This window comes from Pseudomonas sp. KBN10P06128 (assembly GCF_037574945.1).
GTDB classification, from domain to species: domain Bacteria; phylum Pseudomonadota; class Gammaproteobacteria; order Pseudomonadales; family Pseudomonadaceae; genus Pseudomonas; species Pseudomonas aeruginosa.
This window is the reverse complement of sequence record NZ_JBBELR010000001.1, coordinates 1,889,114-1,915,732: the sequence shown is the minus strand read 5'-3', so window position 1 is coordinate 1,915,732 and position 26,619 is coordinate 1,889,114. Positions and strand designations below refer to the sequence as shown.

Annotated in this window: 26 protein-coding genes and 1 pseudogene; 15 read left to right on the top strand and 12 right to left on the bottom strand. The window is 64.6% G+C overall.

Annotated features, from left to right (window positions below; all coding sequences use genetic code 11):
• Positions 1 to 65 precede the first annotated feature (65 nt).
• From arsC to VQ065_RS09010, 3 genes are read left to right on the top strand one after another with little or no spacing between them, the layout of a single operon-like run.
• Complete coding sequence (arsC, locus tag VQ065_RS09020) at positions 66 to 419, top strand: arsenate reductase (glutaredoxin) (RefSeq protein WP_003086076.1); 354 nt, start codon at positions 66 to 68, stop codon at positions 417 to 419.
• Entirely contained in the window at positions 416 to 1,012 is a 597-nt protein-coding gene (gene wrbA, locus VQ065_RS09015; RefSeq protein WP_003086074.1) for an NAD(P)H:quinone oxidoreductase, read from the top strand. Before arsC ends, wrbA begins: the two co-directional genes overlap by 4 nt.
• 1 nt (position 1,013) lies before the next feature.
• Entirely contained in the window at positions 1,014 to 1,433 is a 420-nt protein-coding gene (locus VQ065_RS09010) for a DUF2069 domain-containing protein (RefSeq protein WP_003086072.1), read from the top strand.
• Between the two features lie 199 nt (positions 1,434 to 1,632).
• Here VQ065_RS09010 and hda read toward each other — a convergent pair whose 3' ends face one another.
• Together hda and VQ065_RS09000 are read right to left on the bottom strand one after the other, a co-directional pair.
• Positions 1,633 to 2,337, bottom strand: a complete 705-nt coding sequence (hda, locus tag VQ065_RS09005) for a DnaA regulatory inactivator Hda (RefSeq protein WP_003102398.1) — start codon at positions 2,335 to 2,337, stop codon at positions 1,633 to 1,635.
• A 201-nt stretch (positions 2,338 to 2,538) separates the two neighbouring features.
• Positions 2,539 to 3,576, bottom strand: a complete 1,038-nt coding sequence (locus VQ065_RS09000) for a DUF2066 domain-containing protein (protein WP_003123220.1) — start codon at positions 3,574 to 3,576, stop codon at positions 2,539 to 2,541.
• Positions 3,577 to 3,789: 213 nt separating this feature from the next.
• Between VQ065_RS09000 and purM the strand changes: the two genes are divergently transcribed.
• From purM to VQ065_RS08985, 3 genes are read left to right on the top strand one after another with little or no spacing between them, the layout of a single operon-like run.
• Positions 3,790 to 4,851: a phosphoribosylformylglycinamidine cyclo-ligase gene (gene purM / locus VQ065_RS08995; protein ID WP_003109942.1), complete on the top strand. Its 1,062-nt coding sequence runs from the start codon at positions 3,790 to 3,792 to the stop codon at positions 4,849 to 4,851.
• Positions 4,851 to 5,519: a phosphoribosylglycinamide formyltransferase gene (gene purN / locus VQ065_RS08990; protein ID WP_003086063.1), complete on the top strand. Its 669-nt coding sequence runs from the start codon at positions 4,851 to 4,853 to the stop codon at positions 5,517 to 5,519. The genes purM and purN overlap by 1 nt, the downstream gene beginning before the upstream one ends.
• Positions 5,512 to 6,228, top strand: coding sequence for a DUF3108 domain-containing protein (locus VQ065_RS08985; protein WP_003086061.1), 717 nt, complete (start codon positions 5,512 to 5,514; stop codon positions 6,226 to 6,228). Before purN ends, VQ065_RS08985 begins: the two co-directional genes overlap by 8 nt.
• Positions 6,229 to 6,281: 53 nt before the next feature.
• On the opposite strand, the gene VQ065_RS08980 is transcribed toward VQ065_RS08985, so the two are convergent.
• Complete coding sequence (locus tag VQ065_RS08980; protein WP_003086060.1) at positions 6,282 to 6,842, bottom strand: MarR family winged helix-turn-helix transcriptional regulator; 561 nt, start codon at positions 6,840 to 6,842, stop codon at positions 6,282 to 6,284.
• Positions 6,843 to 6,957: 115 nt separating this feature from the next.
• Here VQ065_RS08980 and VQ065_RS08975 point away from each other — a divergent pair, with 115 nt between their 5' ends.
• The 4 genes from VQ065_RS08975 to VQ065_RS08960 all read left to right on the top strand — a co-directional run bounded on the left by VQ065_RS08975 (position 6,958) and on the right by VQ065_RS08960 (position 8,074).
• Positions 6,958 to 7,191 carry a glutaredoxin family protein gene (locus VQ065_RS08975; protein WP_003086058.1) on the top strand — a complete coding sequence of 78 codons (234 nt, stop codon included), beginning with the start codon at positions 6,958 to 6,960 and terminating at the stop codon, positions 7,189 to 7,191.
• A gap of 11 nt (positions 7,192 to 7,202) precedes the next feature.
• Positions 7,203 to 7,457, top strand: a complete 255-nt coding sequence (locus VQ065_RS08970; protein ID WP_003086057.1) for a DUF2024 family protein — start codon at positions 7,203 to 7,205, stop codon at positions 7,455 to 7,457.
• A 5-nt stretch (positions 7,458 to 7,462) separates the two neighbouring features.
• Positions 7,463 to 7,789, top strand: a complete 327-nt coding sequence (locus tag VQ065_RS08965) for a Rho-binding antiterminator (protein ID WP_003086055.1) — start codon at positions 7,463 to 7,465, stop codon at positions 7,787 to 7,789.
• A 93-nt stretch (positions 7,790 to 7,882) separates the two neighbouring features.
• Positions 7,883 to 8,074, top strand: a complete 192-nt coding sequence (locus tag VQ065_RS08960; protein WP_003454532.1) for a hypothetical protein — start codon at positions 7,883 to 7,885, stop codon at positions 8,072 to 8,074.
• A 43-nt stretch (positions 8,075 to 8,117) separates the two neighbouring features.
• Here the strand turns inward: VQ065_RS08960 and VQ065_RS08955 are convergent.
• Together VQ065_RS08955 and VQ065_RS08950 are read right to left on the bottom strand one after the other, a co-directional pair.
• Positions 8,118 to 9,443 (bottom strand): annotated as a pseudogene (locus VQ065_RS08955) (Wzz/FepE/Etk N-terminal domain-containing protein); the annotation flags it as partial.
• A gap of 187 nt (positions 9,444 to 9,630) precedes the next feature.
• Positions 9,631 to 10,170 (bottom strand): DUF2058 domain-containing protein, encoded by a 540-nt coding sequence (locus VQ065_RS08950; protein WP_003086049.1) that lies wholly within the window; start codon positions 10,168 to 10,170, stop codon positions 9,631 to 9,633.
• 232 nt (positions 10,171 to 10,402) lie between these two features.
• Between VQ065_RS08950 and lpxO2 the strand changes: the two genes are divergently transcribed.
• Positions 10,403 to 11,341 carry a lipid A hydroxylase LpxO2 gene (lpxO2, locus tag VQ065_RS08945; RefSeq protein WP_003086047.1) on the top strand — a complete coding sequence of 313 codons (939 nt, stop codon included), beginning with the start codon at positions 10,403 to 10,405 and terminating at the stop codon, positions 11,339 to 11,341.
• A gap of 43 nt (positions 11,342 to 11,384) precedes the next feature.
• On the opposite strand, the gene mazG is transcribed toward lpxO2, so the two are convergent.
• The 7 genes from mazG to pirR form a co-directional block, all read right to left on the bottom strand.
• Positions 11,385 to 12,215: a nucleoside triphosphate pyrophosphohydrolase gene (mazG, locus tag VQ065_RS08940; protein WP_003086045.1), complete on the bottom strand. Its 831-nt coding sequence runs from the start codon at positions 12,213 to 12,215 to the stop codon at positions 11,385 to 11,387.
• A gap of 104 nt (positions 12,216 to 12,319) precedes the next feature.
• The gene (gene relA, locus VQ065_RS08935; RefSeq protein WP_003086042.1) at positions 12,320 to 14,563 is read right to left on the bottom strand and encodes a GTP diphosphokinase; all 2,244 of its coding nucleotides are present in this window, start codon (positions 14,561 to 14,563) and stop codon (positions 12,320 to 12,322) included.
• Positions 14,564 to 14,647: 84 nt separating this feature from the next.
• The gene (gene rlmD / locus VQ065_RS08930) at positions 14,648 to 16,000 is read right to left on the bottom strand and encodes a 23S rRNA (uracil(1939)-C(5))-methyltransferase RlmD (RefSeq protein ID WP_003086039.1); all 1,353 of its coding nucleotides are present in this window, start codon (positions 15,998 to 16,000) and stop codon (positions 14,648 to 14,650) included.
• 8 nt (positions 16,001 to 16,008) lie between these two features.
• On the bottom strand, positions 16,009 to 16,908 hold the full coding sequence (gene cysM, locus VQ065_RS08925; protein WP_003086037.1) for a cysteine synthase B: 900 nt from the start codon (positions 16,906 to 16,908) through the stop codon (positions 16,009 to 16,011).
• Between the two features lie 249 nt (positions 16,909 to 17,157).
• A complete protein-coding gene (pirA, locus tag VQ065_RS08920; protein ID WP_003086036.1) occupies positions 17,158 to 19,386 on the bottom strand; it encodes a TonB-dependent siderophore receptor PirA in 2,229 nt (742 codons plus the stop codon).
• Between the two features lie 235 nt (positions 19,387 to 19,621).
• Positions 19,622 to 20,959 carry a sensor histidine kinase PirS gene (gene pirS / locus VQ065_RS08915; RefSeq protein ID WP_003140795.1) on the bottom strand — a complete coding sequence of 446 codons (1,338 nt, stop codon included), beginning with the start codon at positions 20,957 to 20,959 and terminating at the stop codon, positions 19,622 to 19,624.
• A complete protein-coding gene (gene pirR / locus VQ065_RS08910; RefSeq protein WP_003109933.1) occupies positions 20,959 to 21,678 on the bottom strand; it encodes a response regulator transcription factor PirR in 720 nt (239 codons plus the stop codon). Before pirR ends, pirS begins: the two co-directional genes overlap by 1 nt.
• A gap of 185 nt (positions 21,679 to 21,863) precedes the next feature.
• Here pirR and gacS point away from each other — a divergent pair, with 185 nt between their 5' ends.
• The 4 genes from gacS (at position 21,864) to VQ065_RS08890 (ending at position 26,569) form a co-directional block, all read left to right on the top strand.
• Positions 21,864 to 24,641, top strand: coding sequence for a two-component system sensor histidine kinase GacS (gene gacS, locus VQ065_RS08905; protein WP_003086029.1), 2,778 nt, complete (start codon positions 21,864 to 21,866; stop codon positions 24,639 to 24,641).
• 2 nt (positions 24,642 to 24,643) lie between these two features.
• A complete protein-coding gene (locus VQ065_RS08900; protein ID WP_003086027.1) occupies positions 24,644 to 25,633 on the top strand; it encodes a 2-hydroxyacid dehydrogenase in 990 nt (329 codons plus the stop codon).
• A gap of 35 nt (positions 25,634 to 25,668) precedes the next feature.
• On the top strand, positions 25,669 to 26,094 hold the full coding sequence (locus VQ065_RS08895; protein WP_003086023.1) for a hypothetical protein: 426 nt from the start codon (positions 25,669 to 25,671) through the stop codon (positions 26,092 to 26,094).
• Between the two features lie 67 nt (positions 26,095 to 26,161).
• Complete coding sequence (locus VQ065_RS08890; RefSeq protein ID WP_003086021.1) at positions 26,162 to 26,569, top strand: META domain-containing protein; 408 nt, start codon at positions 26,162 to 26,164, stop codon at positions 26,567 to 26,569.
• Positions 26,570 to 26,619 lie beyond the last annotated feature (50 nt).

Genomic DNA, 26,619 nt, shown 5'->3' with positions numbered 1-26,619 from the left:
GGTTCAGTCCTGGTCGACGAGGCGGTTAGAATAGCCGTCACTTCACCGGCCATGCGACCCCTGACATGAGCGAACTGATCCTGTTGCACAATCCGCGCTGCTCGAAATCCCGCGCAGCGCTCGAACTGCTCGAAGCCCGCGGCCTGGAACCGCAAGTGGTGCGCTATCTGGAGTCCCCGCCGAGCGCCGCCGAGCTGAAAGCGATCCTGGCCAAGCTCGGCATTCCCGCCCGCCAGTTGCTGCGGACCGGGGAGGACGAATACAAGGCCCTCGGCCTGGATGAGCCCAGTCTTGGCGAAGAGGCCATCATCGAGGCAATGGCCAGACATCCGAAGCTGATCGAGCGCCCGGTGCTGGTCGCGGGTGACAAGGCGGTGGTTGGCCGGCCTCCGGAAAGAGTCCTGGAGATCCTCGCTTGAGCAGTCCCTACATCCTGGTGCTGTACTACAGTCGCCATGGCGCTACCGCGGAAATGGCCCGGCAGATCGCCCGTGGCGTCGAACAGGGCGGCTTCGAGGCGCGCGTACGCACGGTTCCCGCGGTATCCACCGAATGCGAAGCGGTCGCCCCGGAGATCCCCGCGGAGGGGGCGCTGTACGCAACCCTGGAGGACCTGAAGAACTGCGCGGGCCTGGCCCTCGGCAGCCCGACCCGCTTCGGCAACATGGCTTCCCCGCTGAAATACTTCCTCGACGGTACCAGTAGCCTGTGGCTGACCGGCGGCCTGGTCGGCAAGCCGGCAGCGGTCTTCACCTCCACCGCCAGCCTGCACGGCGGCCAGGAGACCACTCAGTTATCGATGCTGTTGCCGTTGCTGCACCACGGCATGCTGGTCCTGGGCATTCCCTACAGCGAACCCGCCCTGCTGGAAACCCGCGGCGGCGGCACGCCTTACGGCGCCAGCCACTTCGCCGGCGCCGATGGCAAGCGCAGCCTCGATGAGCACGAACTGACCCTGTGTCGCGCGCTGGGCAAACGCCTGGCGGAAACCGCCGGCAAGCTGGGGAGTTGAAATGGCCCGCAAGAACAAACCGCTGCCCGAAGTAGCGTGGCTGCAGCCGCGCCTGGCGCTCAGCCGCGCCATCAGCCTGGGAAGCTTCGTCGGCCTGGTCCTGCTCATCCTCATTCGCGACCTGATCTACGCGGACGCCCATGGTGCAGCGAGCTGGGTGCCCTGGCTGGTCCTCGCCTTCAAGCTGCTGCCGCTGCTGGTGGTGGCCCCCGGACTGCTCATGGGCAGCGCGCGCGGGCATGCCTGGGCCTGCTACGTGGTCAACCTGTATTTCATCCTCGGCGTACTCGCCGCCTTCGATCCCACGCAGCGCCTGTTCGGCTGGGCCGAAGTGCTACTCAGCGTGACCTTGTTCTGCGCCGCGCTGCTCTATACGCGCTGGCGATTCCAGTACGACCGAAGGGTCGCCGGGGAACGCTGATGGTAAGGCAGGAGCCCCCTCCTGCCCTGCCTGCGCCGCTTTCCAGTGCCGACCGCCGGTAAGCCTGCGGACAACCAGCGCTCCGGTATTGCCGGCGCATGGATGGAGAGACGGATAGAAGGCGGTCACTTCCTGCTGCAAGCGAAACCCAAGGACTGCGGCACGGCCATGCGGGAGTTCGCCGACGGACTGTCGACGCTTACCAGCCGAGGGTTTCCTTGAGGAAAGGAATGGTCAGCTTGCGCTGAGCCTGGAGCGAAGCGCGATCCAGTTGCTCCAGCAGATCGAACAGAGAGTTCATGCTGCGCGAACCGCGGTTGAGGATGAAACGACCGACTTCATCGGTCAGATGCAAGCCACGACGGGATGCCCGCAGTTGCAGGGCACGAAGCTTGTCCTCGTCGGAAAGACCGTGCAACTGGAAGATCAGCGCCATGGTGAGGCGGGACTTCAGGTCCGGCAGCTTGACCTGCAGCTCCCGGGGCGACTTCGATGCCGCCAGCAGCAGGCGCCGACCGGTATCGCGCAGTCGATTGAACAGGTGGAACAGCCCCTCTTCCCACTCTCGCTTGCCAACCAGCACATCCAGGTCGTCGATGCAGACCAGCTCGCACTGCTCGAGATCGTCGAAGATTTCCGGGCCGTACTGCACCAGATCTGCCATCGGCAGGTAGATGGTTCGCTCTTCGAACTGCTCGAAACGCAAGCAGGCCGCCTGCAACAGGTGGCTGCGACCGACGCCGTCGTGTCCCCAGAGGTAGATGAGGCTTTCCGCCCAGCCAGCCTCGGCTTCGCACAAACGCTCGACATATCCCAGTGCCGCGGCATTGGCACCGGGATAGTAGTTGGCGAAGGTGGCGTCGTCGCGCAGACGCACACTGAGGGGAAGCTGAATAGGTTTCATGCCAGGCTGGGCGGACAATCCGAAAACGCCGCAGGAGTCACCGTAAAGGCTGCAAAGTTTATACGCCTCGGCAAGGCCGCACAATGAGCAACTAGGCAAGCAAAATCAAAGGTTTGCCGATAGCCGAGGCTCCTTGCCCAGAGCATCGGCCGGTCGCGCGCCGGCCCGCTCCGTTGCATAGGAGCGGATCGGCGCGCCGACTCACTGCCAGCGGAAATTCAGTTGGGACGACGACGGCACCGCCGCGCTGGGCGCTGCGGGCTGGCCAGAGGCATCCAGCGGTACGCTGTCGGCCGGGATTTCCTGCAACTGCGCCAGGCCCAGCTGGGCACGTAATTGCTCGGGACTGGCCTTCACGGAATAGTCGAGGCGATCGCCCCGCACGCCTACCAGACGCGCGCCGAACGGATCGAGCAGGCGTTGCAACTCGGCATAGCGTGCCAGTGTCGCGCCCTGGACCTGGAGGGTCAGGCCGGTCGCCGCTCCCGGCGTGGCAACGAAACGGGTAGACAGGCGGTTGCCGACGGCCAGCATCACGCTGTCTGCCAACGCGTCGGGCGTAGCGCCTTCAGCCTGGCCTTGCTCCCGCGAATCGCCCATCCACAGCCGCCATTGCGCCTGCCATTTGCCGTCCGCCTCCTTGGCGTCCACTGCCAGCAAGGCATCGGCGGCATAACGCTCGGAGGCTGCGCGCAGGGCATCGGGTTGGGCGGCGGTGAGGTTCTCCGGGGTACCGACGATCTGTTCGTCGAGATCCGCCAGAGGCAGGCGCAACGGCAAGCCGCGGTTCTGCGCCGCACGCTTGAGCGGTTCGGCCGAGGCCTGGTTGTCACCGACCAGGGTGCTGCCATCGGCGCTTTCGTTCAGCCACCAGGCCAGCACCGCCGGGCGGTTGGCGCCCCAGCTCGGCAGGCCGGCGGCACGCAGCGCATTACCGGTGGCGGTTGGATCGAAATCGACCACCAGCGCCAGCGGCGGACCATTTTCGAAGGCGTACTGGCTGATCAGTTGCTGCGGATCCTTCAGGTACCCCGCCAATGCCGGGTTCTGCGGCGCCTGCGGATTGCCGGTCAGGCGCACCAGCAGGGTCTGCAGGGCTCGCACCAGTCCGGCATCGCGCTCCCCGGGCTGCTGCGACGAAACCGGCTCGTGGACCTGGTAGAGATTGGGGACCGTTGCCGCGAAGACGGGCAAGCCTAGCAGGGAAAAACAGAGAACGAAGAGTCGGGCTATGCGCATGGAGGGCTCTCGACGAACGGATGGGAACGGCGGCGACGAGCTGTGAGGGCCGCGCAAGTGGACCTATACCTTAAACAGCAGTCCGTCCAGCGGCAACCGAGATGGCCGCTGCGTGGCAAGCCTGATAAAATCGCGCGCCTTCAAAACCGGCAAACAGCGTTGCACGCCTGGGCGGCCGGCCGATCTCCGAATTACCCCTATAGGCCTGGATTTATGAGCAGCAAGCAACCCTCGTTGAGCTACAAGGACGCTGGTGTGGACATCGACGCCGGCGAAGCCCTGGTGGAACGCATCAAAGGCGTGGCCAAGCGCACCGCACGCCCGGAAGTGATGGGCGGCCTCGGCGGCTTCGGCGCCCTCTGCGAAATCCCGGCCGGCTACAAGCAGCCGGTGCTGGTATCCGGCACCGACGGGGTGGGCACCAAGCTGCGCCTGGCGCTCAACCTGAACAAGCACGACAGCATCGGCCAGGACCTGGTGGCGATGTGCGTCAACGACCTGGTGGTCTGCGGCGCCGAGCCGCTGTTCTTTCTCGACTACTACGCCACCGGCAAGCTCAACGTCGACGTCGCCGCCACCGTAGTCACCGGCATCGGTGCCGGTTGCGAACTGGCGGGCTGTTCCCTGGTCGGCGGCGAGACCGCCGAAATGCCCGGCATGTACGAAGGCGAAGACTATGACCTGGCCGGCTTCTGCGTCGGCGTCGTGGAAAAGGCCGAGATCATCGACGGCTCCAGGGTCCAGGCCGGCGACGCGCTTATCGCCCTGCCCTCCTCCGGCCCGCACTCCAACGGCTACTCCCTGATCCGCAAGATCATCGAGGTTTCCGGCGCCGACATCGAGCAGGTCCAACTCGACGGCAAGCCGCTGGCCGACCTGCTGATGGCGCCGACCCGCATCTACGTCAAGCCGCTGTTGCAACTGATCAAGCAGACCGGCGCGGTCAAGGCCATGGCTCACATTACCGGCGGCGGCCTGCTGGACAACATCCCGCGCGTCCTGCCGGACAACGCCCAGGCCGTGATCGATGTCGCCAGCTGGAACCGTCCGGCGGTATTCGACTGGCTGCAGGAACAGGGCAACGTCGACGAGACCGAGATGCATCGCGTACTCAACTGCGGCGTCGGCATGGTCATCTGCGTGGCCCAGAGCGACGCCGAGAAAGCCCTGGAAGTCCTGCGTGCCGCCGGCGAGCAACCCTGGCAGATCGGTCGCATCGAAACCTGCGGCGCGGACGCCGAGCGCGTGGTCCTGAACAATCTGAAAAACCACTGATGCCGAAACTCTGCAATGTCGTGGTGCTGATTTCCGGCTCCGGCAGCAACCTGCAGGCGCTGATCGACAGCCTCCGGGAGGGCGCCACGCCGGCCCGGATCCGCGCGGTGATCTCCAACCGCGCGGACGCCTATGGCCTGGAACGCGCGCGCCAGGCCGGCATCCAGACCGAGGTGCTCGATCACAAGGCCTATGCCGATCGCGAAAGCTTCGACCAGGCCCTGGCACAACGGATCGATGCCCATGAACCGCACCTGGTGATCCTTGCCGGGTTCATGCGCATCCTCAGCGCCGATTTCGTTCGCCATTACCAGGGGCGACTGCTGAATATCCATCCCTCGTTGCTGCCGCGCCACAAAGGGCTGCATACCCATCAACGCGCCCTCGAAGCCGGCGACCGCGAGCACGGTTGCAGCGTGCACTTCGTGACGGAGGAACTCGATGGGGGGCCACTGGTCGTACAGGCAGTAATCCCGGTAGAGTCGCAAGATACGCCGGAACGCCTGGCCAGACGGGTTCACGAGGAAGAACACCGGATCTACCCGCTGGCCATGCGCTGGTTCGCCGAGGGCCGCTTGCGCCTGGGCGAACAGGGCGCCCTGCTGGATGGCCAGGCCCTGCCTGCCACCGGCCATCAGATTCGCACCAAGGAGATTCGCAATGCGTAAAGCCATGCTGTTCCTGCTGACGCTGCTGACCCTGCCGGCCTATGCCTTCGAGCTGAAGCCGTTCACCGCCAGCTATACCGCCGACTGGAAACAGATGCCCATCAGCGGCAATGCCTCCCGCAGCCTGAAGGCTCTCGGCGACGGCCGCTGGCAACTGGACTTCGAGGCCTCCATGCTGCTGGCCAGTCTCAACGAAGTCAGCACCTTCAAGGTCGAGAACGACACCTTCCTGCCACAGACCTACCGCTTCGCCCGCCAAGGTCTGGGCAAAGGCAAGCAGATCGAACTGGACTTCGACTGGTCGCAGAAGCAGGTGCTCGGCAGCGACCGCGGCGATGCGGTGCGGCAACCCCTGAATCGCGGTCAACTGGACAAGTCCACCTATCAACTGGTCCTGCAGCATGACGTTGCCGACGGCAAGAAGAGCATGAGCTACCAGATCATCGAGGGCGAGGATGTCGATACCTACGACTTCCGGGTTCTCGGCGAGGAAAAGGTACGCACCCAGGCCGGCCTGATCAACGCGATCAAGGTCGAGCGCGTGCGTGATCCGGGCAAGAGCAACCGCAAGACCATCCTCTGGTTCGCCAAGGACTGGGACTATCTGCTGGTCCGCCTGTACCAGATGGAAACCGACGGCAAGGAATACCAGATCATGCTCAAGGAAGGCACCATCGACGGCAAGACCGTCACTGGCGAAAAGAGCTGACCCCCTCTCCCACGAAAAGCCGGGCCATTGCCCGGTTTTTTATTGCCCGCGGGTCAGCCGCAGGCCTGGTGCTCGCGGCAGATCAGCTCGGCATCGACAGCGCTCAACGGCTCCCCGGTTAGACCGCAGAAGGGCGAACCCGCACGCCGTTGATGGAACCGGCAGGACCGACAAAGGCCGAAACCAGGCACATCCTCCTGACGCTGGATGACGACCAGAAGATCACGCAACAAGCCTTGCAAGTGTTCGCCCTTCTCGCCCAGTGCCGTGACGGCCTGCTCGAGGAACTGCGGCGGAATCACCGCCTCGATCAGCGCGCGCCCCGCATCGGTCAGCCGCAGATGAACGCTGCGCCGATCCCGCGCATCCGGCAGCTTGCTGATCAGCCCCCGCCCTTCCAGCACCTTGAGCGATTGCGACACTGTGCCCTTGGTCAAGCCGAGGTATTCGGTCACGCCCAGCGGAGTATCCGAATAGCGATTACAACGCGCCAGGTAATGCAAGGCGCTCAACTGCACCGGCTGCAGCTCAGCCACCAGCGGCTGCTCGCGGGACCAGGCACGCATCAGGCTGGTCAGCCTTTCCAGGTAATCGTAAAGGGCGATGGCGGACATGGGATACCTCCTTGCCAATATAGTATCGACTAAAAACATGTTTGACAAAGAGGTCACCTCTTGTTTAGGCTGAAAAAGTATCGTATCGATACTAAATTCCTACAGGAGAATCAGCATGACCAAAGCCATCTACTACCACGCCGGCTGCGCAATCTGTGTCGAAGCCGAACGTTCCTTGCTGCCATTGCTCGATCGCAAGCAGGTGGACATCGAAGTGGTCCATCTCGCCGAACAATCGGCACGCATCGCCGAGGCGGAAAAGGCCGGGGTCAAGTCGGTTCCTGCCCTGGTTGTCGATGGACAGGTACTGCACCTTAACTTCGGTGCGGCGCTCAGCGATCTGAAATAAGGAGAACGGCCATGGAGGTGAAGATCTTCGACACCCATGTGCGAACCCGCGACGGCCGCTACCTGCACTTCGATGTCCTGGTCACGGAGGAGCTGGGGGCTCGCGCCGGCGAGTTCGCTCGACGCTGGCTCGCCGGAAGAGGCATAGACGAGGCCGATATCAGCCAGGGGCATTGCAGCTACTGCCATAGCGAGATTGCGACAGCAGAGGTTGCCGAAGCCATTCGGCTCCATGGCCATTACATCCTTCCCCTGGAAGGCTGTTGAGGCCAATGGACAGCTACCACCCGATCGCCTGCGATCTCCATGACTACCTGGAGATCGCCTGCCTCTACCGCTACCGGTTGCTCCTCGAACTCGAGGATGGTGTTCGCTTCGAAGCCGAGGCGCGCACGACGCATACCCGGGCCGTTCGGCCAGGCGGCGGCAAGGAGGAATACCTTGAGGTGGCCGTCGAAGGAGCGACTCTGCTGCTGCGCCTGGATCGCCTGTTGGCGATTACCGCCCTCACGGAAGCGGCCTTGTTCGGCCGCATACGCCTGAGGGAAGAGGCCTGTTCCAGAGCATCCGGCATGCCACCTTCACACCTTGGAAACTGAAAAGGTTTTTCTCAATTCCAGGACTATTTGATTAGCCTGCTATTGAAATAGGCTGGATTTGCCTTGATGCAGATCAACCCTGGAGCAGAAAAGATGAGTGTGACAGTGACCGAGCGTGACGATGACCACAAATCCCGCGAGCTGCGTGCGCTTGGCCGCCGCTGCTGGGACGTGCATCAGCAGGGACTGCTGGTTGGCGTCTTCCATAACGAGGATGACGCCCACGCCTATCGGATCAAACTGGAGAAAGAAGAAGAACTGCGGCAGATAGGTAAATCGGCCTGAACCATGCGCCCCCGCGTACTTCGGGGGCGCACCTTTGGTCCCAGGTCCCGGAAAGGCTCCGGTCGAGGCTGACGACTCCCGGCGGCAGGCTATCTTCCTGTACCCGTTGCCGTGGGGCACGCAACATCGCCCGAACCAGAGCCACCAGCACGCCGAGCGCCAGCCCACCCAGGAGGCCCAAGGCCACCACCAGGGCCTTGCGTGGCTTGATCGGCCTCAGAGGCGTTGCAGCTTTCTGGTCGACCCGTACCAGTTCGATCTTAAGGTCACTTGCCCTCAAGGTCTGTAGACGCGCCTGCTCTCCACGCAGCTTGTCGATGTTTTCGAAGAAACGCTCCTCGCCCTTTCGAGCCTGCAGGTATTGCACTTCACGGTTGTTCTCCAGTTGCTTCAGCTCCTGCTGGATCTTCGCCACGCGGGGCTCGGTGAAGTCATCGCCCTTGCGCTTGAGCAAGGTATCGCGCTCGGCGGTCAAGGCATCGACACCCATGAAATACAGGGGAATCTGCTGGTTATTCACCTCGGTGCGGAAAACGCTGCGCGAGCCATCCTGCCCGACCTCTCCCAGTGCGCCCGGGGTCGTCGGCTTGACGATCCCCAGCCGCGTGGCGATCTGGATGGCTTCGTTGAGCTGCTGGATACGCGAGTCGCGCACCATCTTCAGCCGCCCGCGCAACGCCCTGAGCTCATCCTCCAAGCCAGCCCGCCGGATGCTGTCCGCTTCCAGCAACCGGGCGATCTTGCCTTCCTTGCTAGCCTGGTAACTGGCACGCTTGCCTTCGATATCCTGCTCGAGGAATTGCAGGCGGCCGTCGATACGTGCCTGGAGGTCGTCCAGGATTCGCTGGCGCTCGTTCTCGATGGTCGACGCGAGCATGCCGTTGAGAATGGCGGCACCATCCATGCCCTGGGGATACTGCATGGACAAGCGGAAGAAAGGCGCCGCCTGGGGGTCCTTCTTCAAGTCCGTCTGCTGCATGCTGAAGGCATCCTGGTTGAACTTCCAGAAAGCCTGCTCGGGGGACAGGCCCTCGGCGTTCAATTGCTGGAATAGCTCTGGATGGGCTTCGAAATACTCCAGCCTGCCGGAGTAGGCTGCCAGCTCGTTGCCGACGCGCTCCAACGCTTCCCGCGGAGTCATGGCGTAAAGACCTTCGATGTTGACAGCCTCCAGGGCCTTGGTCTGGATCGGCCGCAACAGGACATCCACCTGGTAGGTCGGAACGACCAACAGCGCATAGGCGAGCGCAGCGGCGGTCGCCAAGGCCGCGATCAGCGCTATCAGCCACTTCGACGCCCACAATTGCTGGAACAGCTGAACGATATCGATCTCCGAGGGCGAAGCCCCCGGAAGCTGTGAGGAAGGCATACCAACGTCCTTTTCGATAGGCGGCTAGCCCACAGATGCACGCAAAGGCAGCCGTAGGAGATTTCTGAGGAAAGGCATTATGCTATCGAAACGAAATCATCGGTAGTTATTTTAGAACTGCTTCGCATTCCAGAATTGGTAGTTGACCGGCATCCGTACCGGTCAAGCGACACTCCGGATGCGGACCTCACCACATGAGATCGTCGGGCACCACATAGTCCTTGTAGGGATCGTCTTCGTCCGGCTCCTGGCTCTGTACGTTGAGCAGCACCACCCGCCGCGGATCGCGCTCCTGGATCTTCACCGCCGCATCCCGGGGCACGATCTCGTAGCGTCCGTCATAGCTGACGATAGCCAGGCTGCCTCGGCTCAGCTTGTCGCGGATCAGGTCGTTGACCGCGATCCGCTTGACCTTCTTGGCGTCGACGAAATTGTAGTAGTCGTCGCTTTCCAGCTTGGGCAGGCGCGTCCCTTCGATAAGTTGCTTGATCTGCGCGGCCTTGGCCTTCTTCTCGGCTTTTTCCTGCTGCTGGCGGTTCAATTCCTGGTCGCGCGCCAGCTTTTCCGCCTTGGCCTGCTCCGCCGCCTGGCGCTGGGAGTCGTCCTTGTCGACCTGGTTCTTGTGCTCCAGGCGCTGCTGTTTCTGTTTCTGCTTGGTGGCCTGCTTGGCCTGTTTCTCATTGACCAGCCCGGCTTTCAGCAACTGGTCACGCAATGACATGCTCATTCGTCAACGACTCGCTCGCGTGGCACGCCCGGTGGGGTGCGGCATAATCTTCCAGCCGACTGGGGTTCAGCCGGCCCTCGCAGGGGGTATAATCCTCCAGCCTCAGCCGCCTCAACGCAAGTCTCGGCGGCTCGCAAACTGCCACGCATGCCCTGGAGACCCCTCCCTACCGTCCCGAGCACCCGCAGGCACTCCTCCCGGCCCCTGATATCGAAGGCATGGAAAGCAAGGCATGAGCGTTTCTCTCCTGGTAAAAGTCACTCTGGTGGGCCTGTTCGTCGCCAGCGTCCTGTTCGTCCATTTCCGTGGGCGCGCGCGCTTGCCCTTCCTGCGTCAACTGGTCAACCACTCCGCCTGGTTCGCCCCCTACAACTCGCTGATGTACCTGTTCTCCAGCGTCCCCTCGAAGCCCTATCTGGATCGCAGCCGTTTTCCGGAGCTGGACGAACTGAAGAACAATTGGCAAACCATCCGCGAAGAAGCCCTCAACCTGTTCGACGAGGGTTATATCCGGGCTGCCCTGAACAACAACGAAGCCGGCTTCGGCTCGTTCTTCAAGAAAGGCTGGAAGCGCTTCTACCTGACCTGGTACGACGGCCCGCTGCCCTCCGCCCAGCAGCTCTGCCCGAAGACCGTAGAGCTGGTGAGCCGCATCCCCAACGTCAAGGGCGCGATGTTCACCCTGCTTCCCGGCGGCAGCCACCTGAATCCGCACCGCGACCCCTTCGGCGGCTCGCTGCGCTATCACCTCGGCCTGTCCACGCCGAATTCGGACAACTGCCGCATCTACGTCGACGGCCAGCCCTACGCGTGGCGTGATGGCGAAGACGTGATGTTCGACGAAACCTTCGTCCACTGGGTGAAGAACGAGACCGAGCAGACCCGGGTGATTCTCTTCTGCGATATCGAGCGGCCGCTCCGTTCCCGCCTGCTGACCCGGCTCAATCGCTGGATCAGCGGCATTCTCGGGCGTGCGACCGCACCGCAGAACGTCGAAGGCGAACGCGTCGGCAGCATCAACCAGGCCTACTCGGTCGCCATTCGCGGCGGCAATGCCATCGGCGCCCAGGTGAAGCGCTTCAAACGCGCCTACCCGAAGGCCTACCGAATCCTCCGCCCGGTGCTGGCGGTGATCCTGCTGGTCATCCTCTATCGTTGGATCTTCGGCTGATTCAGATGCCGTGGCAGCCCGGCTGCCACGGTAATTTTCCCCATCAACAGCCAGGCGCGCTCCTCTCCGCTTTCTTGGCCTCGCCCCAGAGGCTGTCCAGTTCCTCCAGCGAACATTCTTCGGCTTTCCGGCCGGCTTCGCGCAGGTTCCGCTCGATGAATCGGAAGCGCCGCTCGAACTTGCCGTTGGCCTGGCGCAGAGCAGCCTCCGGATCGACCTTGAGATGCCGGGCCAGGTTGACCACGACGAACAGCAGGTCGCCAACCTCCTCGCCCACGGCACCCTCGTCACCCTCTGCCATCGCCTCGAGGACTTCGTCCAGCTCCTCGCGAACCTTGTCCACCACCGGCAGCGCTTCCGGCCAGTCGAAACCGACCTGCGCCGCGCGCTTCTGCAGCTTCGCCGCCCGTGACAACGCCGGCAGGGCGACAGGAACGTCATCCAGCAGCGACAACTGCTGCGGCTCCTTGGCCTTGGCGGCACGCTCCTCGGCCTTCAGTTCTTCCCAGCGCTGCTTGACCGCCGCTTCGGCGAGCTTCGCCGCATCGGGCTTGCCATAGAGATCGCCATCGAGGAATACGTGGGGATGTCGACGGATCAGCTTGCGGGTGATGCCGTCCACCACCTCGTCGAAAGCGAAGCGATCCTCTTCGCGAGCCAACTGGCTGTAATAGACCACCTGGAACAGCAGGTCGCCCAGTTCCTCGCGCAATTGCGGGAAATCCCCCTGCTCTATGGCGTCCGCTACTTCGTAGGCTTCTTCCAGGGTGTGCGGGACGATGGTCGCGTAGCTCTGCTGGAGATCCCAGGGGCAGCCGAATTCGGGATCGCGCAGGCGCGCCATGAGGTGGAGCAGGTCGTCGAGTCGGTACATGGGTATCTCGGGTCTTCAGTGAACGGTCCGGGCATTCTGCCCTTTCCGGAAACGAAAAGGCCACGGGCAGCCTGCGAGCGCCCGTGGCCTGTTTCCGCCTCGCCTCAAGGCGTACGGTTGCGCCGCGCCTCGATGATGTTGGGCAGTTGCGAAACGCGCGCCAGCAGGCGTCCAAGAGCGTCCAGACCGGGAATCTCGATGGTCAGTTGCATGGTCGCGGTGTTGTCTTCCTTGTTCGAACGGGTATTCACCGCCAGAACGTTGATCCGCTCGTTGAGCAGCACCTGGGACACGTCGCGCAACAGGCCGGAACGATCATAGGCACGGATCGCGATATCCACCGGATAGGTGCGAACCGGCTCCGGCCCCCAGCTGACCTGGATCATCCGCTCCGGTTCGCGTCCCGCCAGTTGCAGCGCGGTGGCGCAATCCTGGCGGTGGATGGTGACCCCACGGCCCAGCGTGATGTAGCCGACGATGGGATCTCCCGGCAGCGGCTGGCAGCAGCCGGCCATCTGCGTCAGGAGGTTGCCGACGCCCTGGATCTGCACGTCGCCGCGCTTGCCGTGGCCGATCTTGCTCGGCTTGCGCGGGATCAGTTCGAGTTGCTCGCTGTCGCGGTCCGGCTCGACCAGTTGCTGGGCATAGTTGACCAGGTGCGCCAAGCGCAGGTCGCCGGCGCCGAGAGCGGCGAACATATCCTCGGCGGTACGCACGTTGGCCTTCTCCGCCAGCCGGTCGAAATCCACCGGCGGCAGCGCCAGGCGCGACAGTTCGCGTTCGATCAGGGCCTTGCCGGCAGCGACGTTCTGGTCCCGCGCCTGCAGCTTGAACCAATGGACGATCTTCGCCCGCGCCCGGGAGGTGGTGACGTAGCCCAGGTTGCTGTTCAGCCAGTCACGGCTCGGACCGCTGTGCTTGCCGGTGATGATCTCGACCTGCTCGCCGGTCTGCAGGCTGTAGTTCAGCGGCACGATGCGTCCGTTGATCTTCGCCCCGCGGCAGTTGTGCCCGACCTCAGTGTGGACCCGATAGGCGAAATCCAGCGGGGTCGCGCCCTTGGGCAGGTCGATGGCGTGGCCGTCGGGAGTGAAGACGTAGACCCTGTCCGGCTCGATATCGACCCGCAGTTGCTCCGCCAGGCCACCGATGTCGCCCAGTTCCTCGTGCCATTCGAGCACCTGGCGCAGCCAGGAGATCTTTTCCTCGTAATGGTTGGAGCTGGCCTTGACGTCGGTCCCCTTGTAGCGCCAGTGCGCGCAGACCCCGAGTTCCGCCTCTTCGTGCATGGAGTGGGTACGGATCTGTACTTCCAGCACCTTCCCCTCGGGGCCGATCACTGCGGTGTGCAGCGAGCGATAGCCGTTTTCCTTGGGGTTGGCGATGTAGTCGTCGAATTCCTTGGGAATGTGCCGCCAGAGGGTATGCACGATGCCCAGCGCGGTGTAGCAGTCGCGCATCTCCGGAACGAGCACGCGCACGGCGCGAACGTCGTAGATCTGGCTGAAGTCCAGGCCCTTGCGCTGCATCTTGCGCCAGATCGAATAGATGTGTTTCGCCCGCCCGCTGAGATCGGCCTGTACGCCGGTGGCCGCGAGAGCTTCCTTCAACTGGCTCATCACGTTGGCGATGTACTGCTCGCGATCCAGCCGGCGCTCGTGCAGCAGCTTGGCGATCTGCTTGTACTGGTCGGGCTCGAGGTAGCGGAAGGACAGGTCCTCCAGCTCCCACTTGATATGTCCGATGCCCAGGCGGTGGGCCAGCGGCGCGTAGATATCGAAGACTTCCCGGGCGACGCGGTGGCGCTTTTCCTCGTCGGCGTTCTTCACCGCGCGGATGGCGCAGGTGCGCTCGGCCAGCTTGATCAGGGCGACGCGAACGTCGTCGACCATCGCCACCAGCATCTTGCGCAGGTTCTCCACCTGCGCCTGGGTACCCAGCACCATGGAATGGCGCGGATTGAGGCTGGCGCTGATCGCGGCCATGCGCAGCACGCCCTCGATCAGCTTGGCCACCACCGGCCCGAAATGCTTGTTGACCGCTTCCAGGGTGATCTTGCCTTCCCGCACGCCTCGATAGATGACCGCGGCGACCAGGGACTCCTGATCCAGCTTGAGGTCCGCGAGGATCTCGGCGATTTCCAGTCCGGTCTGGAAGCTGGACGTGCCTTCTGCCCAGGAGTTCTGTGCGGCGATCGCTCGCTGCTCGGATTCGCGAGCGAACTCGCAAGCCTCCAGCAAGCCCTGACGATCGAGCCCGGGGACGAGGTTCTGGACGTGGTCCAGCCAGGCCTCGAGGTTGATACTGCCGTCGGTGTTGACCGGCTGGTGCGCTCTCACCTGTACCATCTTGCCTACCCTTTACCACGGTGCGCGTAGCCCACCGATGACTGCGCCAGCCTTCGAACGGGCTGGTCGGATTACGCAGGCATCCTAGCCTGCCTCGAACAAAGCCATGGCCTCGACATGTGCGGTCTGCGGAAACATATCGAGGATTCCGGCGCGCTTCAGACGATAGCCCTGCCTGGCCATTTCGCCAGCATCGCGCGCCAGGGTCGCCGGATTGCAGGATACATAGACTACCCTCCGGGCACCCAGAGAACTCATTTCGCGTACCGCCTCGAACGCGCCGTCGCGCGGCGGATCGAGCAGCACAGCGGTAAAACCTTGCTCCGCCCAGGGCGCTTCGGCAAGCGCTTTGGACAGGTCGGCCTGGAAAAAGTGCGCGTTGCCAAGGCCATTGGCCAGCGCGTTGGCGCCTGCCCGCTCGACCATCGCCGCCACGCCCTCCACCCCGACTACCCGCGCCACCCGGCGCGCCAGCGGCAGGGAGAAATTGCCCAGCCCGCAGAACAGGTCGAGGACCCGCTCGTCGGCGGTCGGTGCCAGCCAGTCAAGGGCCTGGCGGATCATCGACTCGTTCACCGGCGCATTGACCTGGACGAAGTCTCCGGGTCGGTACGCCAGAGTCAGTTGCCAGTCACTCAAGGAGTAGCCCAGTTCGGCGGCCGGCTCCACCGGCAAGGGCTGTTCCGCACCTTGCAGCCAGAGCTGGGCCTGGTGTGCGGAACAGAAAGCGGCCAGGCGCTGGCGATCCTCGTCGACCAGGGCAGTCGTATGCCGCAACAGCAATGCACTGGCCGTGCCATGGAAGAGTTCCACGTGGCCGATGCTTTCCGGCTTGCGGAAGTCCTGCAGAAGAGCAGGCAGGGCACGGGCAATCGTTTGCAAAGGCGGCACCAGGACCAGGCACTCATCGAAGGGGACGATCTCCTGGCTGGCCGAGGCACGGAAGCCGACATCCAGACGCCGCGCCCTGGCATCCCAGCGCACGGCGATCCGAGCGCGGCGCCGATAGCCGAATTCGGGCCCGACCAGGGGGGCGGCCCATTCTTCCGGCTCGATCCCGGCGAAACGCTGCAACTGCTCCTGCAAGGTACGCTGCTTCAGGGCCAACTGCTCGCCGTGTTCCAGGTGCTGCAGGGTGCAGCCGCCGCAGCGACCCGCTACAGTGCAGGGCTCGCGGCGACGCAGGTCGCTACTGCTGAACAGGCGCTCGCTGCGCGCGTCGACCACCTTGCTTCGCGCGCCCAGCACCCGGGCCTCAAGTTCCTCGCCAGGCAGCCCGCCGCTGACGAACCAGGTCATCCCCGCCTCGTGGGCGATACCTCGGCCGTCATGGGCCAGGCGCTCGATGGTCAGGCGCTGCTTCTTGCCTACCGGTATCGCGGGACCGCGCGCACCACCGCTGGGCTGGAAGCGCAGCCCGCCCTTATTTCTGGCCATGGACATGCTCAGCGCGGGTCATAGACGCCGGAAGACAGGTAGCGGTCGCCGCGGTCGCAGATGATCGCCACCAGCACGGCATTCTCCAGTTCGCGGGACAGGCGCAGCATCGCCGCCACCGCCCCGCCGGAGGACACGCCGCAGAAGATGCCTTCCTCGCGGGCCAGCCGGCGCATGATGTCCTCGGCTTCGTCCTGGTGCATGTCGACGACCCGGTCGACGCGACTGGCGTCATAGATCTTCGGCAGGTATTCCTGCGGCCAGCGTCGGATTCCCGGGATGGCCGAGCCCTCCATGGGTTGCAGGCCGACGATCTGCACCGCCGGGTTCTGCTCCTTGAGGTAGCGCGATACGCCCATGATGGTCCCGGTGGTGCCCATGGAGCTGACGAAATGGGTGATGCTGCCGCCGGTCTGCTGCCAGATTTCCGGGCCGGTGCTGTGGTAATGGGCTTCCGGGTTGTCGCCATTGGCGAACTGGTCGAGGACCTTGCCGCGGCCTTCGCGCTGCAGCTTGTCGGCCAGATCGCGCGCGCCCTCCATGCCCTCTTCCTTGCTGACCAGAATAAGCTCGGCGCCATAGGCGGTCATCGCCGCCTTGCGTTCAGCCGTGGAGTTGTCCGGCATGATCAGGATCATCTTGTAACCCTTGATCGCCGCCGCCATGGCCAGGGCGATGCCGGTGTTGCCGGAAGTAGCCTCGATCAGCGTATCGCCGGGGCGGATGTCGCCGCGCAGTTCGGCACGGCTGATCATCGACAGGGCCGGGCGGTCCTTCACCGATCCCGCGGGGTTGTTGCCTTCGAGCTTCACCAGCAGGGTATTGGAGGTTTCCCCGGGAAGGCGCTGCAGACGCACCAGAGGGGTATTGCCAACGCAGTCGGCGATAGTCGGGTACTGCACGGTCATGGAGGCACTCGTTCGGCACTGACGGTAAAGGCTGAGCATGATACCGGGAAACTGGGGCCGGACCCTAGCACCGCAATATCCGGTCATGCATGCCGATTCAGCCGAAAGACCGCCCGAAACGGCATGCGATGCGATGACCAGAGGCGTCCGAAGAGAAAACCTGGCGTTGGACAGCCGATGCCTGACCAACGCCAAAGAAAGGTCCGACAGGCGTTGCGCCTGCCGGTGAAAGCGCGTTGGCCGCGGCGATCAGAACGAGGTGGTCATCGAAACGTAGTAGGCGCGACCCGGCTCGTTGTAGGTTGCCGCGCCGGCGTCGAAGGAGTTGCCCTGGCGGTACAGGCGCTTGTCGAAGAGGTTGCTTACCCCGCCCCGTACGCTCAGGTTCTCGCTGAAGGTGTAGCCGGCGCTGACGCCCCAGATGCCATAGGTACCCACCTCTTTTCGCGAGACCACCGGCGTGTTGCGGCTGGTGCCATGCTTCGGCGGCTCCTGGCGGCCGTAGATGGTGCTGGTCAGTTGGGTGGAAAGACGCTCGCTGGCCTGCCAGTCCAGGGTCGAGTTCAGGGTGTACTCGGGGATCACCGAAAGCGGGTTGCCGGTGTCCTTGTCCTTGGATTGCAGCATATAGGTCAGGTTGGTGCTCCAGCTCAGGTCCTCGTGCAGGGGGACCAGCAGGTTGCCTTCCAGGCCTTCGACCACCGCCTTCTTCGCGTTGCTCCATTGCAGGATGTTGTTACCGGTCCCGGTCTGTCCCATGACATCCAGCGGCGCGACGATCTTGTTCTTGTAGTCGTTGCGGAAGTAGGTGAGCCCGGCGACCCAGCCATCGCGCCGGAACTCGATGCCCAGTTCCTTGTTGACGCTGGTCTCGGCGTCCAGGTTCTCGTTGCCGACCAGGTAGCAGCCGCCGCTGCTGGTCTGGATCGGGCAGCCGTTGCCACGGGTATAGAGCAGGTAGTTCGGGTTGCTCTGGTACAGGTTGGGCGCCTTGAAGGCCCGTGCGATACCGGCCTTGACCGTGAAGTATTCGCCGAGCGTCTGGGAAGCGTTCAGGCTCGGGCTCCAGTTCAGGCCGAAGTCGCTGTGATCGTCCAGGCGCAGCCCGGGGGTGAGCATGGTGCCGGGGCGCAGTTCGATATTGTCCTCCACGTACAGCGCCCGGATCTCCGCCTTGCTTTTCGGGCTTCGCGAGCCGGCCGCGGGGGTCCCCGGCAAGCTATCGCTTCCCACGAAGCCCTGCTTGAGCGAGGACGGGTCGTTGAGGGTTTCCTTGTTCCACTCCGCGCCCACCGTCAGCACCTGCTCGAACAACGCATGCAACGGAAGGTTGAGTTCGCCGCTGAGGCGATAGTTCTCCAGCTTGCTGGTGCTGAACGAACGGTCGGCGCCGATCTGCCCCTCGACGGAACCGGCCAGCCCCTCCTCCAGACGGTTGTTGCGGGTGGAGTCGTACTGGGCGACGAACCTGGAAGTACCGAACGACCAGGTCCCGTTGTGGGTGATGGCGTAGTTCTCGCGATACATGCGGTTGGTCTCCGCACCGTCGTCGGCGAGTCCCTGGGTATTGGCGGTGCCGTTGTTGTTCTGGGTATCGCCGGCATAGATGTTGCCCTGTCGGCTGAAGCCCGCTTCGAAATCGACGACCTGGTCGGGGGTCACCTGCCACGACAGCATCCCGCTGAGATCGCGATTGCGTACCCCTTCGCGTCCGGCCACGGTACGGCTCGGGTTGACGGTATGTCCGAGGTTGATGTCGGTATCGTCCGAATCGATCTTGTTCGCGCTGCCGTACGCGCGGAAGCTCAAGGCTTCGGTCAGCGGCCCGCTGAGGCTGAAGTTGGCGCGGCGCGTGGCGCCATCCTTGGAGCTTTCCGGAATGTTGGTGAACACCGTCATGGAGCCACGCAAACGATCGGTCGGGCGCTTGGTGATGATGTTGACTACCCCGCCCGCCGCGCCGGAACCGTAGCGTGCCGCCGCGGGCCCACGGAGGACCTCGATGCGCTCGACCTCCTCCGGCGGCACCCAGTTGCTGTCGCCGCGGGTGTCGCGTTCGCCACGCCAGCCGTAGCGTACCGAGTTGCGCGAGCTGACCGGCTTGCCGTCGACCAGGATCAGGGTGTTCTCCGGCCCCATGCCGCGAATGTCGATCTGCCGGTTGTTGCCGCGCTGGCCGCTGGAACTGTTGCCGGTGAGGTTGACCCCGGGCATGGTGCGGATGATCTCGGAGAGATCGTTCACCGGCGGGCGCTTCCTGATGTCCTCGGCGGTGATGATGGATACCCCCGGTGCCTGCTTGAGCTCCTGTTCGGCGGTGCCCAGCACCACCTCGTCACCCAGCTGGACCACCGATTCGGCGCGTTCGTCCAGTTCTTCCAGGCGCTCGTCCTCGGCCAGGGCCTGCCCGCCCAGCAGGTTCGATGAAGCGAAAAGGACGGCAGCGGCGAGATGGCCGCGACGGAATTGGGGGTACATGCGTGACTACTCCTGTCGAGGGAAAACGGGTAGCAGGCGAGCCACGAGGGATACGTTGACGTTTTTTCTGAAGCCTGGGTCGCCGGCGTTGCGCGGGTGACGTCTCGGCACGGGTAGGACAGGGCGCAGACCCGGAACAAGGCCGGCCGAGGAGATCGGCACGGATGATAATCATTCACAAAGGAGAGTAAAGATCATTTACATCTAGGTAAAATGTAAAGGCACCTGCGCCTCGCTAGGCAGAAGGCAGCACCAGGCACAGGCGCAGCCCCGGATCGGCGGCTTCCGCCCATAGGCGGCCGCCCTGGAGCACCACGGCGCGACGGGCAATGCTCAGTCCCAGGCCGAAGCCCTTGCCGGTACGTGCCGAAGACAGTCGGGTGAACGGGCGGAAGATGGTCTCCAACTGGTGCTCGGCCACACCCTCGCCTTGGTCTTCCAGGCAAAGCCACCAGCAACTTCCTTCGCGCCGACCATGCAGGCGGATCACGCCGCCCTCCGGCGAATGCCGGATGGCGTTGCGCAGCAGGTTCTCCAGGGCCTGGGCAAGTGCATTGAGGTTGCCACGCACGACACAATCCTCGGGCAGATCGCTGCGGAACCGCTCGGCGGCCCAGCCGCTTTCGAAGCGTGCGTTCTCCACCAGCAGGTCCCATAACGCCGGGATGGAAATGTCCTCCAGCGCCAATACCGGGCGTTCGGTGTCCATCCAGGCCAGCTCCAGGGTGTTGTCCACCAGTTGCTGCATGCCCTGTACCTCCTGCTCCAGGCGCTCGCGCAGGAGCTGCGCGGACAGCGTGCCCTCTGCCGCCACCTGCAGGCGCGCCAGCGGCGTGCGCAGCTCGTGGGAGAGATCGCGGAGCAGTTGGCGCTGCAACACCATGTGCTCGTCGAGTCGCTCGGCCATATGGTCGAACGCCCGCCCCAGATCGCCCAGCTCGTCGCTGCGCCGGCTGATCTCTGCCTGCGTACGCGCCGTCAGGTCGTTGCCGCGCAGGGCATTGGCCTGCGCTCGCAGGCGTCCCAGCGGCACTACCCAGCGCCGATACAGCAACACTCCCAGCAGCAGGGCCAGCCCGGCCGGCACCAGGCCGTGGGTGACCAGGCGCTTGGCCGGCGACAAGCCGGGAGGGACGAACTCGGCGGGAAGACGCAGGACCACCCTGCCTTGCTCCGGATGTTCGGGGAAGCGCAGGTTGATGAATGGCCGCGACAGCGAGCGGGAACTCATCGGCCAGTCGACGCCCCGCAGGAAAGTCAGGCGCTCGGCTTCCTCCGTGGTGAGCGGACGACTGCCCAGCGATTGCAGCCGTCCGTCGAGCACGACCACCCAGTCCAGCGCCTGCTGGCGCGGCTCGGCCAGCCAACGGTCGATGCCCTCGCGGCCATCGTCGAGCCAGGCACGCTCGGCTCGCCGCGCATAATCCGCCAAGGCGGAGCGGGCTTCGGCGGACAGGTAGTAACCCTTCAGTTCGGCACTACGTCCCCAGGTCCAGGACAGCCATACCGATAGCAGGAAGAACGCCACCAGCACCAGGGCCAGGCGCCAGAACAGCGAATGGCGGTTGGGCATCATGGCGCCGGTGTCAGGACGTAACCCTTGCCCCAGACGGTATGCAACTGGTGACCGGCGTAACCGAGGCGTTGCAGCTTGCGCCGCAGGTGACTGACGTGCATGTCCAGGCTGCGATCATGCTGGGTATGACCGCGGTGCAGGACATGCTGGTAAAGGAAGGCCTTGGTCAGGGTCTCGCCTTCCGCGGCGAGGAAGGTTTCCAGCAGGCGGTATTCGGTCGGCGTCAGGCCGGCGAACCGCTCGCCAAGGCTGACATCGCAGACATCGGCAGAGAATTGCAGCGAGGGCCGCGCCAGCGGTTCGGCGCAGCGGCCCGGCGCGCCCCCCCGCTCCAGGGCGATCCGGCGCAGGATGGCATCGATGCGTACCCGCAGCTCGGCCAGGCTGAAAGGCTTCGGCAGATAATCGTCGGCGCCCTGGCTGAACCCGGCGATGCGGTCCTGCTCGGCGCCCAGGGCCGACATCAGGATCACCGGCAGCGCCTGCTCCTGGCGGAGTTGGCGAAGAATCTCGAGGCCATCGCGCCCCGGCAGCATGATGTCCATCAGGATCAGGTCATAGGCGCCGCTGCGCGCAGCCGCCAACCCCTCTTCCCCGTCTCGGCACCAGGTCACCTCGAAACCGCTGCCATTGAGGTGCTGGAACAGATGTGCGCCCAGTGTCGGATCGTCCTCGATGGCCAGCAGTCGGGGGTCGGGCGTCAGGGATGGGAACATGGCAGCCAAATAAGATTGATTAGCAATCGTGCCAGTATTCACGATCTTTCCGCTTCGTCGCAAGCCGAATCCGCCGGGCTGCGCACATCGGTGCAGATTCCCCTTCCGCGACCCGCTAAACTGCGCGGGGTAAACGTATGGCCGGGGAGCGTCGGCCATCCCGATCTGGCTCGACGGAGAGACGTGTGTTCAAGGATCTCGGCATCAAGGGGCGCGTACTGCTGCTCACCCTGCTCCCCACCAGCCTGCTGGCGATGGTGCTTGGCGGTTACTTCACCTGGGTCCAGCTGTCCGACATGCGCGCCCAGTTGATCGAGCGCGGGCAACTGATCGCCGAACAACTGGCGCCGCTGGCCGCCACCGCGCTGGCGCGAAAGGATACCGCCGTGCTCAACCGCATCGCCAACGAGGCGCTGGACCAACCGGACGTGCGCGCGGTGACCTTCCTCGACGCCCGCCAGGAACGCCTCGCCCATGCCGGGCCAAGCATGCTCACCGTCGCCCCGGCCGGCGACGCCAGCCATCTGAGCATGTCCACCGAACTGGACACCACGCACTTCCTGCTACCGGTTCTTGGCCGCCACCACAGCCTGTCCGGCGCCACCGAGCCTGACGACGAGCGCGTACTCGGCTGGGTCGAACTGGAACTGTCGCACCACGGGACCCTGCTGCGCGGATATCGCAGCCTGTTCACCAGCCTCTTGCTGATCGCCGCCGGCCTCGGCGTCACCGCCCTCCTCGCCCTGCGCATGAGCCGCGCGATCAACGCGCCGCTGGAACTGATCAGCCAGGGCGTCGCCCAGCTCAAGGAAGGCCGCATGGAAACCCGCCTGCCACCGATGGGCAGCAACGAGCTGGACGAACTGGCCTCCGGCATCAACCGCATGGCGGAAACGCTGCAGAGCGCCCAGGAGGAAATGCAGCACAACATCGACCAGGCCACCGAGGACGTACGCCAGAACCTGGAAACCATCGAGATCCAGAACATCGAGCTGGACCTGGCGCGCAAGGAGGCCCTGGAGGCGAGCAGGATCAAGTCCGAGTTCCTCGCCAACATGAGCCACGAGATCCGCACCCCGCTCAACGGCATCCTCGGTTTCACCAACCTGCTGCAGAAGAGCGAGCTCAGCCCGCGCCAGCAGGACTACCTCACGACCATCCAGAAATCGGCGGAAAGCCTGCTGGGGATCATCAACGAGATCCTCGACTTCTCGAAGATCGAGGCCGGCAAGCTGGTTCTGGAAAACCTCCCCTTCAATCTCCGCGACCTGATCCAGGACGCCCTGACCATGCTGGCTCCGGCCGCCCACGAGAAGCAACTGGAACTGGTCAGCCTGGTCTACCGGGATACCCCGATCCAATTGCAGGGCGACCCGCAGCGGCTGAAGCAGATCCTCACCAACCTGGTCGGCAACGCCATCAAGTTCACCCAGGGCGGCACCGTCGCCGTACGCGCCATGCTCGAGGACGAAAGCGACGACCGCGCGCAGCTGCGGATCAGCGTACAGGACACCGGTATCGGCCTCTCCGAGGAGGACCAGCAAGCCTTGTTCAAGGCCTTCAGCCAGGCCGACAACTCACTGTCGCGGCAAGCCGGTGGCACCGGCCTGGGCCTGGTGATCTCCAAGCGCCTGATCGAGCAGATGGGCGGCGAGATCGGCGTCGACAGTACGCCTGGGGAAGGTGCCGAATTCTGGATCAGCCTGAGTCTGCCGAAAAGTCGCGACGACAACGAGGAGCCAGGCGCCTCCTGGGCCGCGGGCCAGCGCGTGGCGCTGCTCGAACCGCAGGAGCTGACGCGCCGCTCGCTGCACCACCAGCTCACCGACTTCGGCCTGGAAGTGAGCGAATTCGCCGACCTCAACAGCCTCCAGGAAAGCCTGCGCAACCCGCCGCCCGGCCAGTTGCCGATCAGCCTGGCGGTGCTCGGCGTCTCGGCCGCGATCCATCCGCCGGAAGAGCTGAGCCAGTCGTTCTGGGAATTCGAACGGCTCGGCTGCAAGACCCTGGTGCTCTGCCCGACCACCGAGCAGGCGCAATACCACGCGACCCTGCCCGACGAACAGGTCGAGGCCAAGCCCGCCTGCACCCGCAAGCTGCAACGCAAGCTGCAGGAGTTGCTGCAGGTCCGCCCGACGCGCAGCGACAAGCCCCACGCCATGGTTTCCGGACGGCCGCCACGGCTGCTCTGCGTCGACGACAACCCGGCCAACCTGCTGCTGGTGCAGACCCTGCTCAGCGACCTCGGCGCCCAGGTCACCGCGGTGGACAGCGGCTACGCAGCCCTCGAGGTGGTGCAGCGCGAGCGCTTCGACCTGGTCTTCATGGACGTGCAGATGCCCGGCATGGACGGCCGCCAGGCCACCGAGGCGATCCGCCGCTGGGAGGCCGAGCGGGAAGTCAGCCCGGTGCCGGTGATCGCGCTCACCGCACATGCGCTTTCCAACGAGAAGCGCGCATTGCTGCAGGCCGGCATGGACGACTACCTGACCAAGCCGATCGACGAACAGCAATTGGCCCAGGTAGTGCTGAAGTGGACGGGACTGAGCCTGGGCCAGTCGCTGGCCAGCATGAGCCGTGCGCCGCAGCTCGGCCAGTTGAGCGTGCTCGACCCCGAGGAAGGGCTGCGCCTGGCCGCCGGCAAGGCCGACCTCGCCGCCGACATGCTGGCGATGCTGCTGGCCTCGCTGGCGGCGGACCGCCAGGCGATTCGCCAGGCCCGCGACAACGACGACCGCACCGCTTTGCTCGAGAGGGTCCACCGGCTGCATGGCGCCACCCGCTACTGTGGCGTGCCGCAGTTGCGCGCGGCCTGCCAGACCAGCGAAACCCTGCTCAAGCAGAACGATCCGGCGGCGGCCGCGGCCCTGGACGAGCTGGACAAGGCCATCGAGGCCCTGGCCGAGACTGCCTCGGCCACCACCCACCTCTCCTCCACCAGCCTCGACTCCAGCGAACTCTGACCATGCGCATCCTGTTCTTCAGCACCCAGGCCTACGACAGCGAGAGCTTCCAGGCCAGCAACCACCGGCACGGCTTCGAACTGCACTTCCAGCAGGCCCACCTGCAGGCGGACACGGCGGTCCTCGCCCAGGGCTTCGAAGTAGTCTGCGCCTTCGTCAACGACGACCTCTCGCGGCCGGTGCTGGAACGCCTGGCCGCCGGCGGCACGCGCCTGGTCGCCCTGCGCTCGGCCGGCTACAACCACGTCGACCTGGCCGCCGCCGAAGCGCTCGGCCTGCCGGTGGTGCACGTCCCGGCCTATTCGCCGCACGCTGTCGCCGAGCACGCGGTCGGCCTGATCCTGACGCTCAACCGGCGCCTGCACCGCGCCTACAACCGGACCCGCGAGGGCGATTTCTCGCTGCATGGGCTGACCGGCTTCGACCTCCACGGCAAACGCGTCGGAGTGATCGGCACCGGACAGATCGGCGAGACCTTCGCCCGCATCATGGCCGGCTTCGGCTGCGAGCTGCTGGCCTACGATCCCTATCCCAATCCGCGCATCCAAGCGCTCGGCGGCCGCTACCTGGCGCTCGACGCCCTGCTCGCCGAGTCCGACATCGTCAGCCTGCATTGCCCGCTGACCGCCGACACCCGCCACCTCATCGACGCGCAGCGCCTGGCGACGATGAAACCCGGCGCGATGCTGATCAATACCGGCCGTGGCGCCCTGGTGAACGCCGCGGCGCTGATCGAGGCGCTGAAGAGCGGACAACTGGGCTACCTCGGCCTGGACGTCTATGAAGAGGAAGCGGATATCTTCTTCGAGGATCGCTCCGACCAGCCCCTGCAGGATGACGTGCTGGCACGCCTGCTGAGCTTCCCCAACGTGGTGGTGACCGCCCACCAGGCCTTCCTTACCCGCGAGGCCCTGGCGGCGATCGCCGACACCACCCTGGACAACATCGCCGCCTGGCAGGACGGGACGCCACGCAATCGGGTCCGGGCCTGATGGCGTGGTAGCATGCGCGGCTGATTGGAGGCTCCATGGCTGAACACGATTTCCGTTACACCCTGCTCAACCCGCAATACACCCTCAACGAATGCCGCGCGCTCTCCCCGGGGCGCTACCAGGTCACCGGCACCGGCGGCTCGATCAAGGCCGACGACGTGCTGCTGGTCAGCCTCAAGGGCAGCAAGACCCTGAGCATGCGCCTGACCGTGGAAAAGGTTCGCCACCTGATCAACCCACCCGGCCAGTGGCTGGCGGTCGCCCGCGGCCCGGCATTCCGCGAACTGGCGATCCATACCTGGCAGGTCGACTGCGACCAGTGCCAGGCTCGTCTCGACTTCGAGTTCGCCGTGGACGCCAGTCTCGGTCGCAAGGCCCTGGCGCCGGCCGCCGAAGAGCGCATTCACGAACTGGGCTGGAGCAGCCGCGAAGGCAAGCACCTGTGCCCGAAATGCCAGTAGGGCGAACGCTCCGTCCGACCGACGGTCTGTGAACTATCGCCCGTACGAAATGCGCAAAGGAAACGCCATGAAACCCTCTCTCGCCCTCTTCGCCTCCACCGCCCTGGTACTGGGCGGTTGCGCCAGCCAGGAGACCACCCTGGAAACCGAGCAGGCCTACCAGGTCGACTGGGTCGGCGCACAACCGACGATGGACTACAGCCACATCAGCCTGACCTTCGACGGCCAGGGCCGTGCCTTCGGCAACGGCGGCTGCAACCACTGGTTCGCCAGCTACACCCTGCAGGACGACCTCCTTCAGTTCGGCGCCATCGGCAGCACCCGCCGCCTGTGCGCGGCGGAGATCATGGAGCAGGAACGGCGCTTCCTGGCCCTGCTGCAGAGCGTCCAGCACTGGGACATTTCGCCGTCCGACGAGCTGCGCCTGTGGCCGGCCGAAGGCAAGCCGCTGCGCCTGGTCCCCGAGCACGACTGAAGCCTGAAGCGGCGCTACCCGGCGCCGCCCGTTTACATTTTTTTGACATC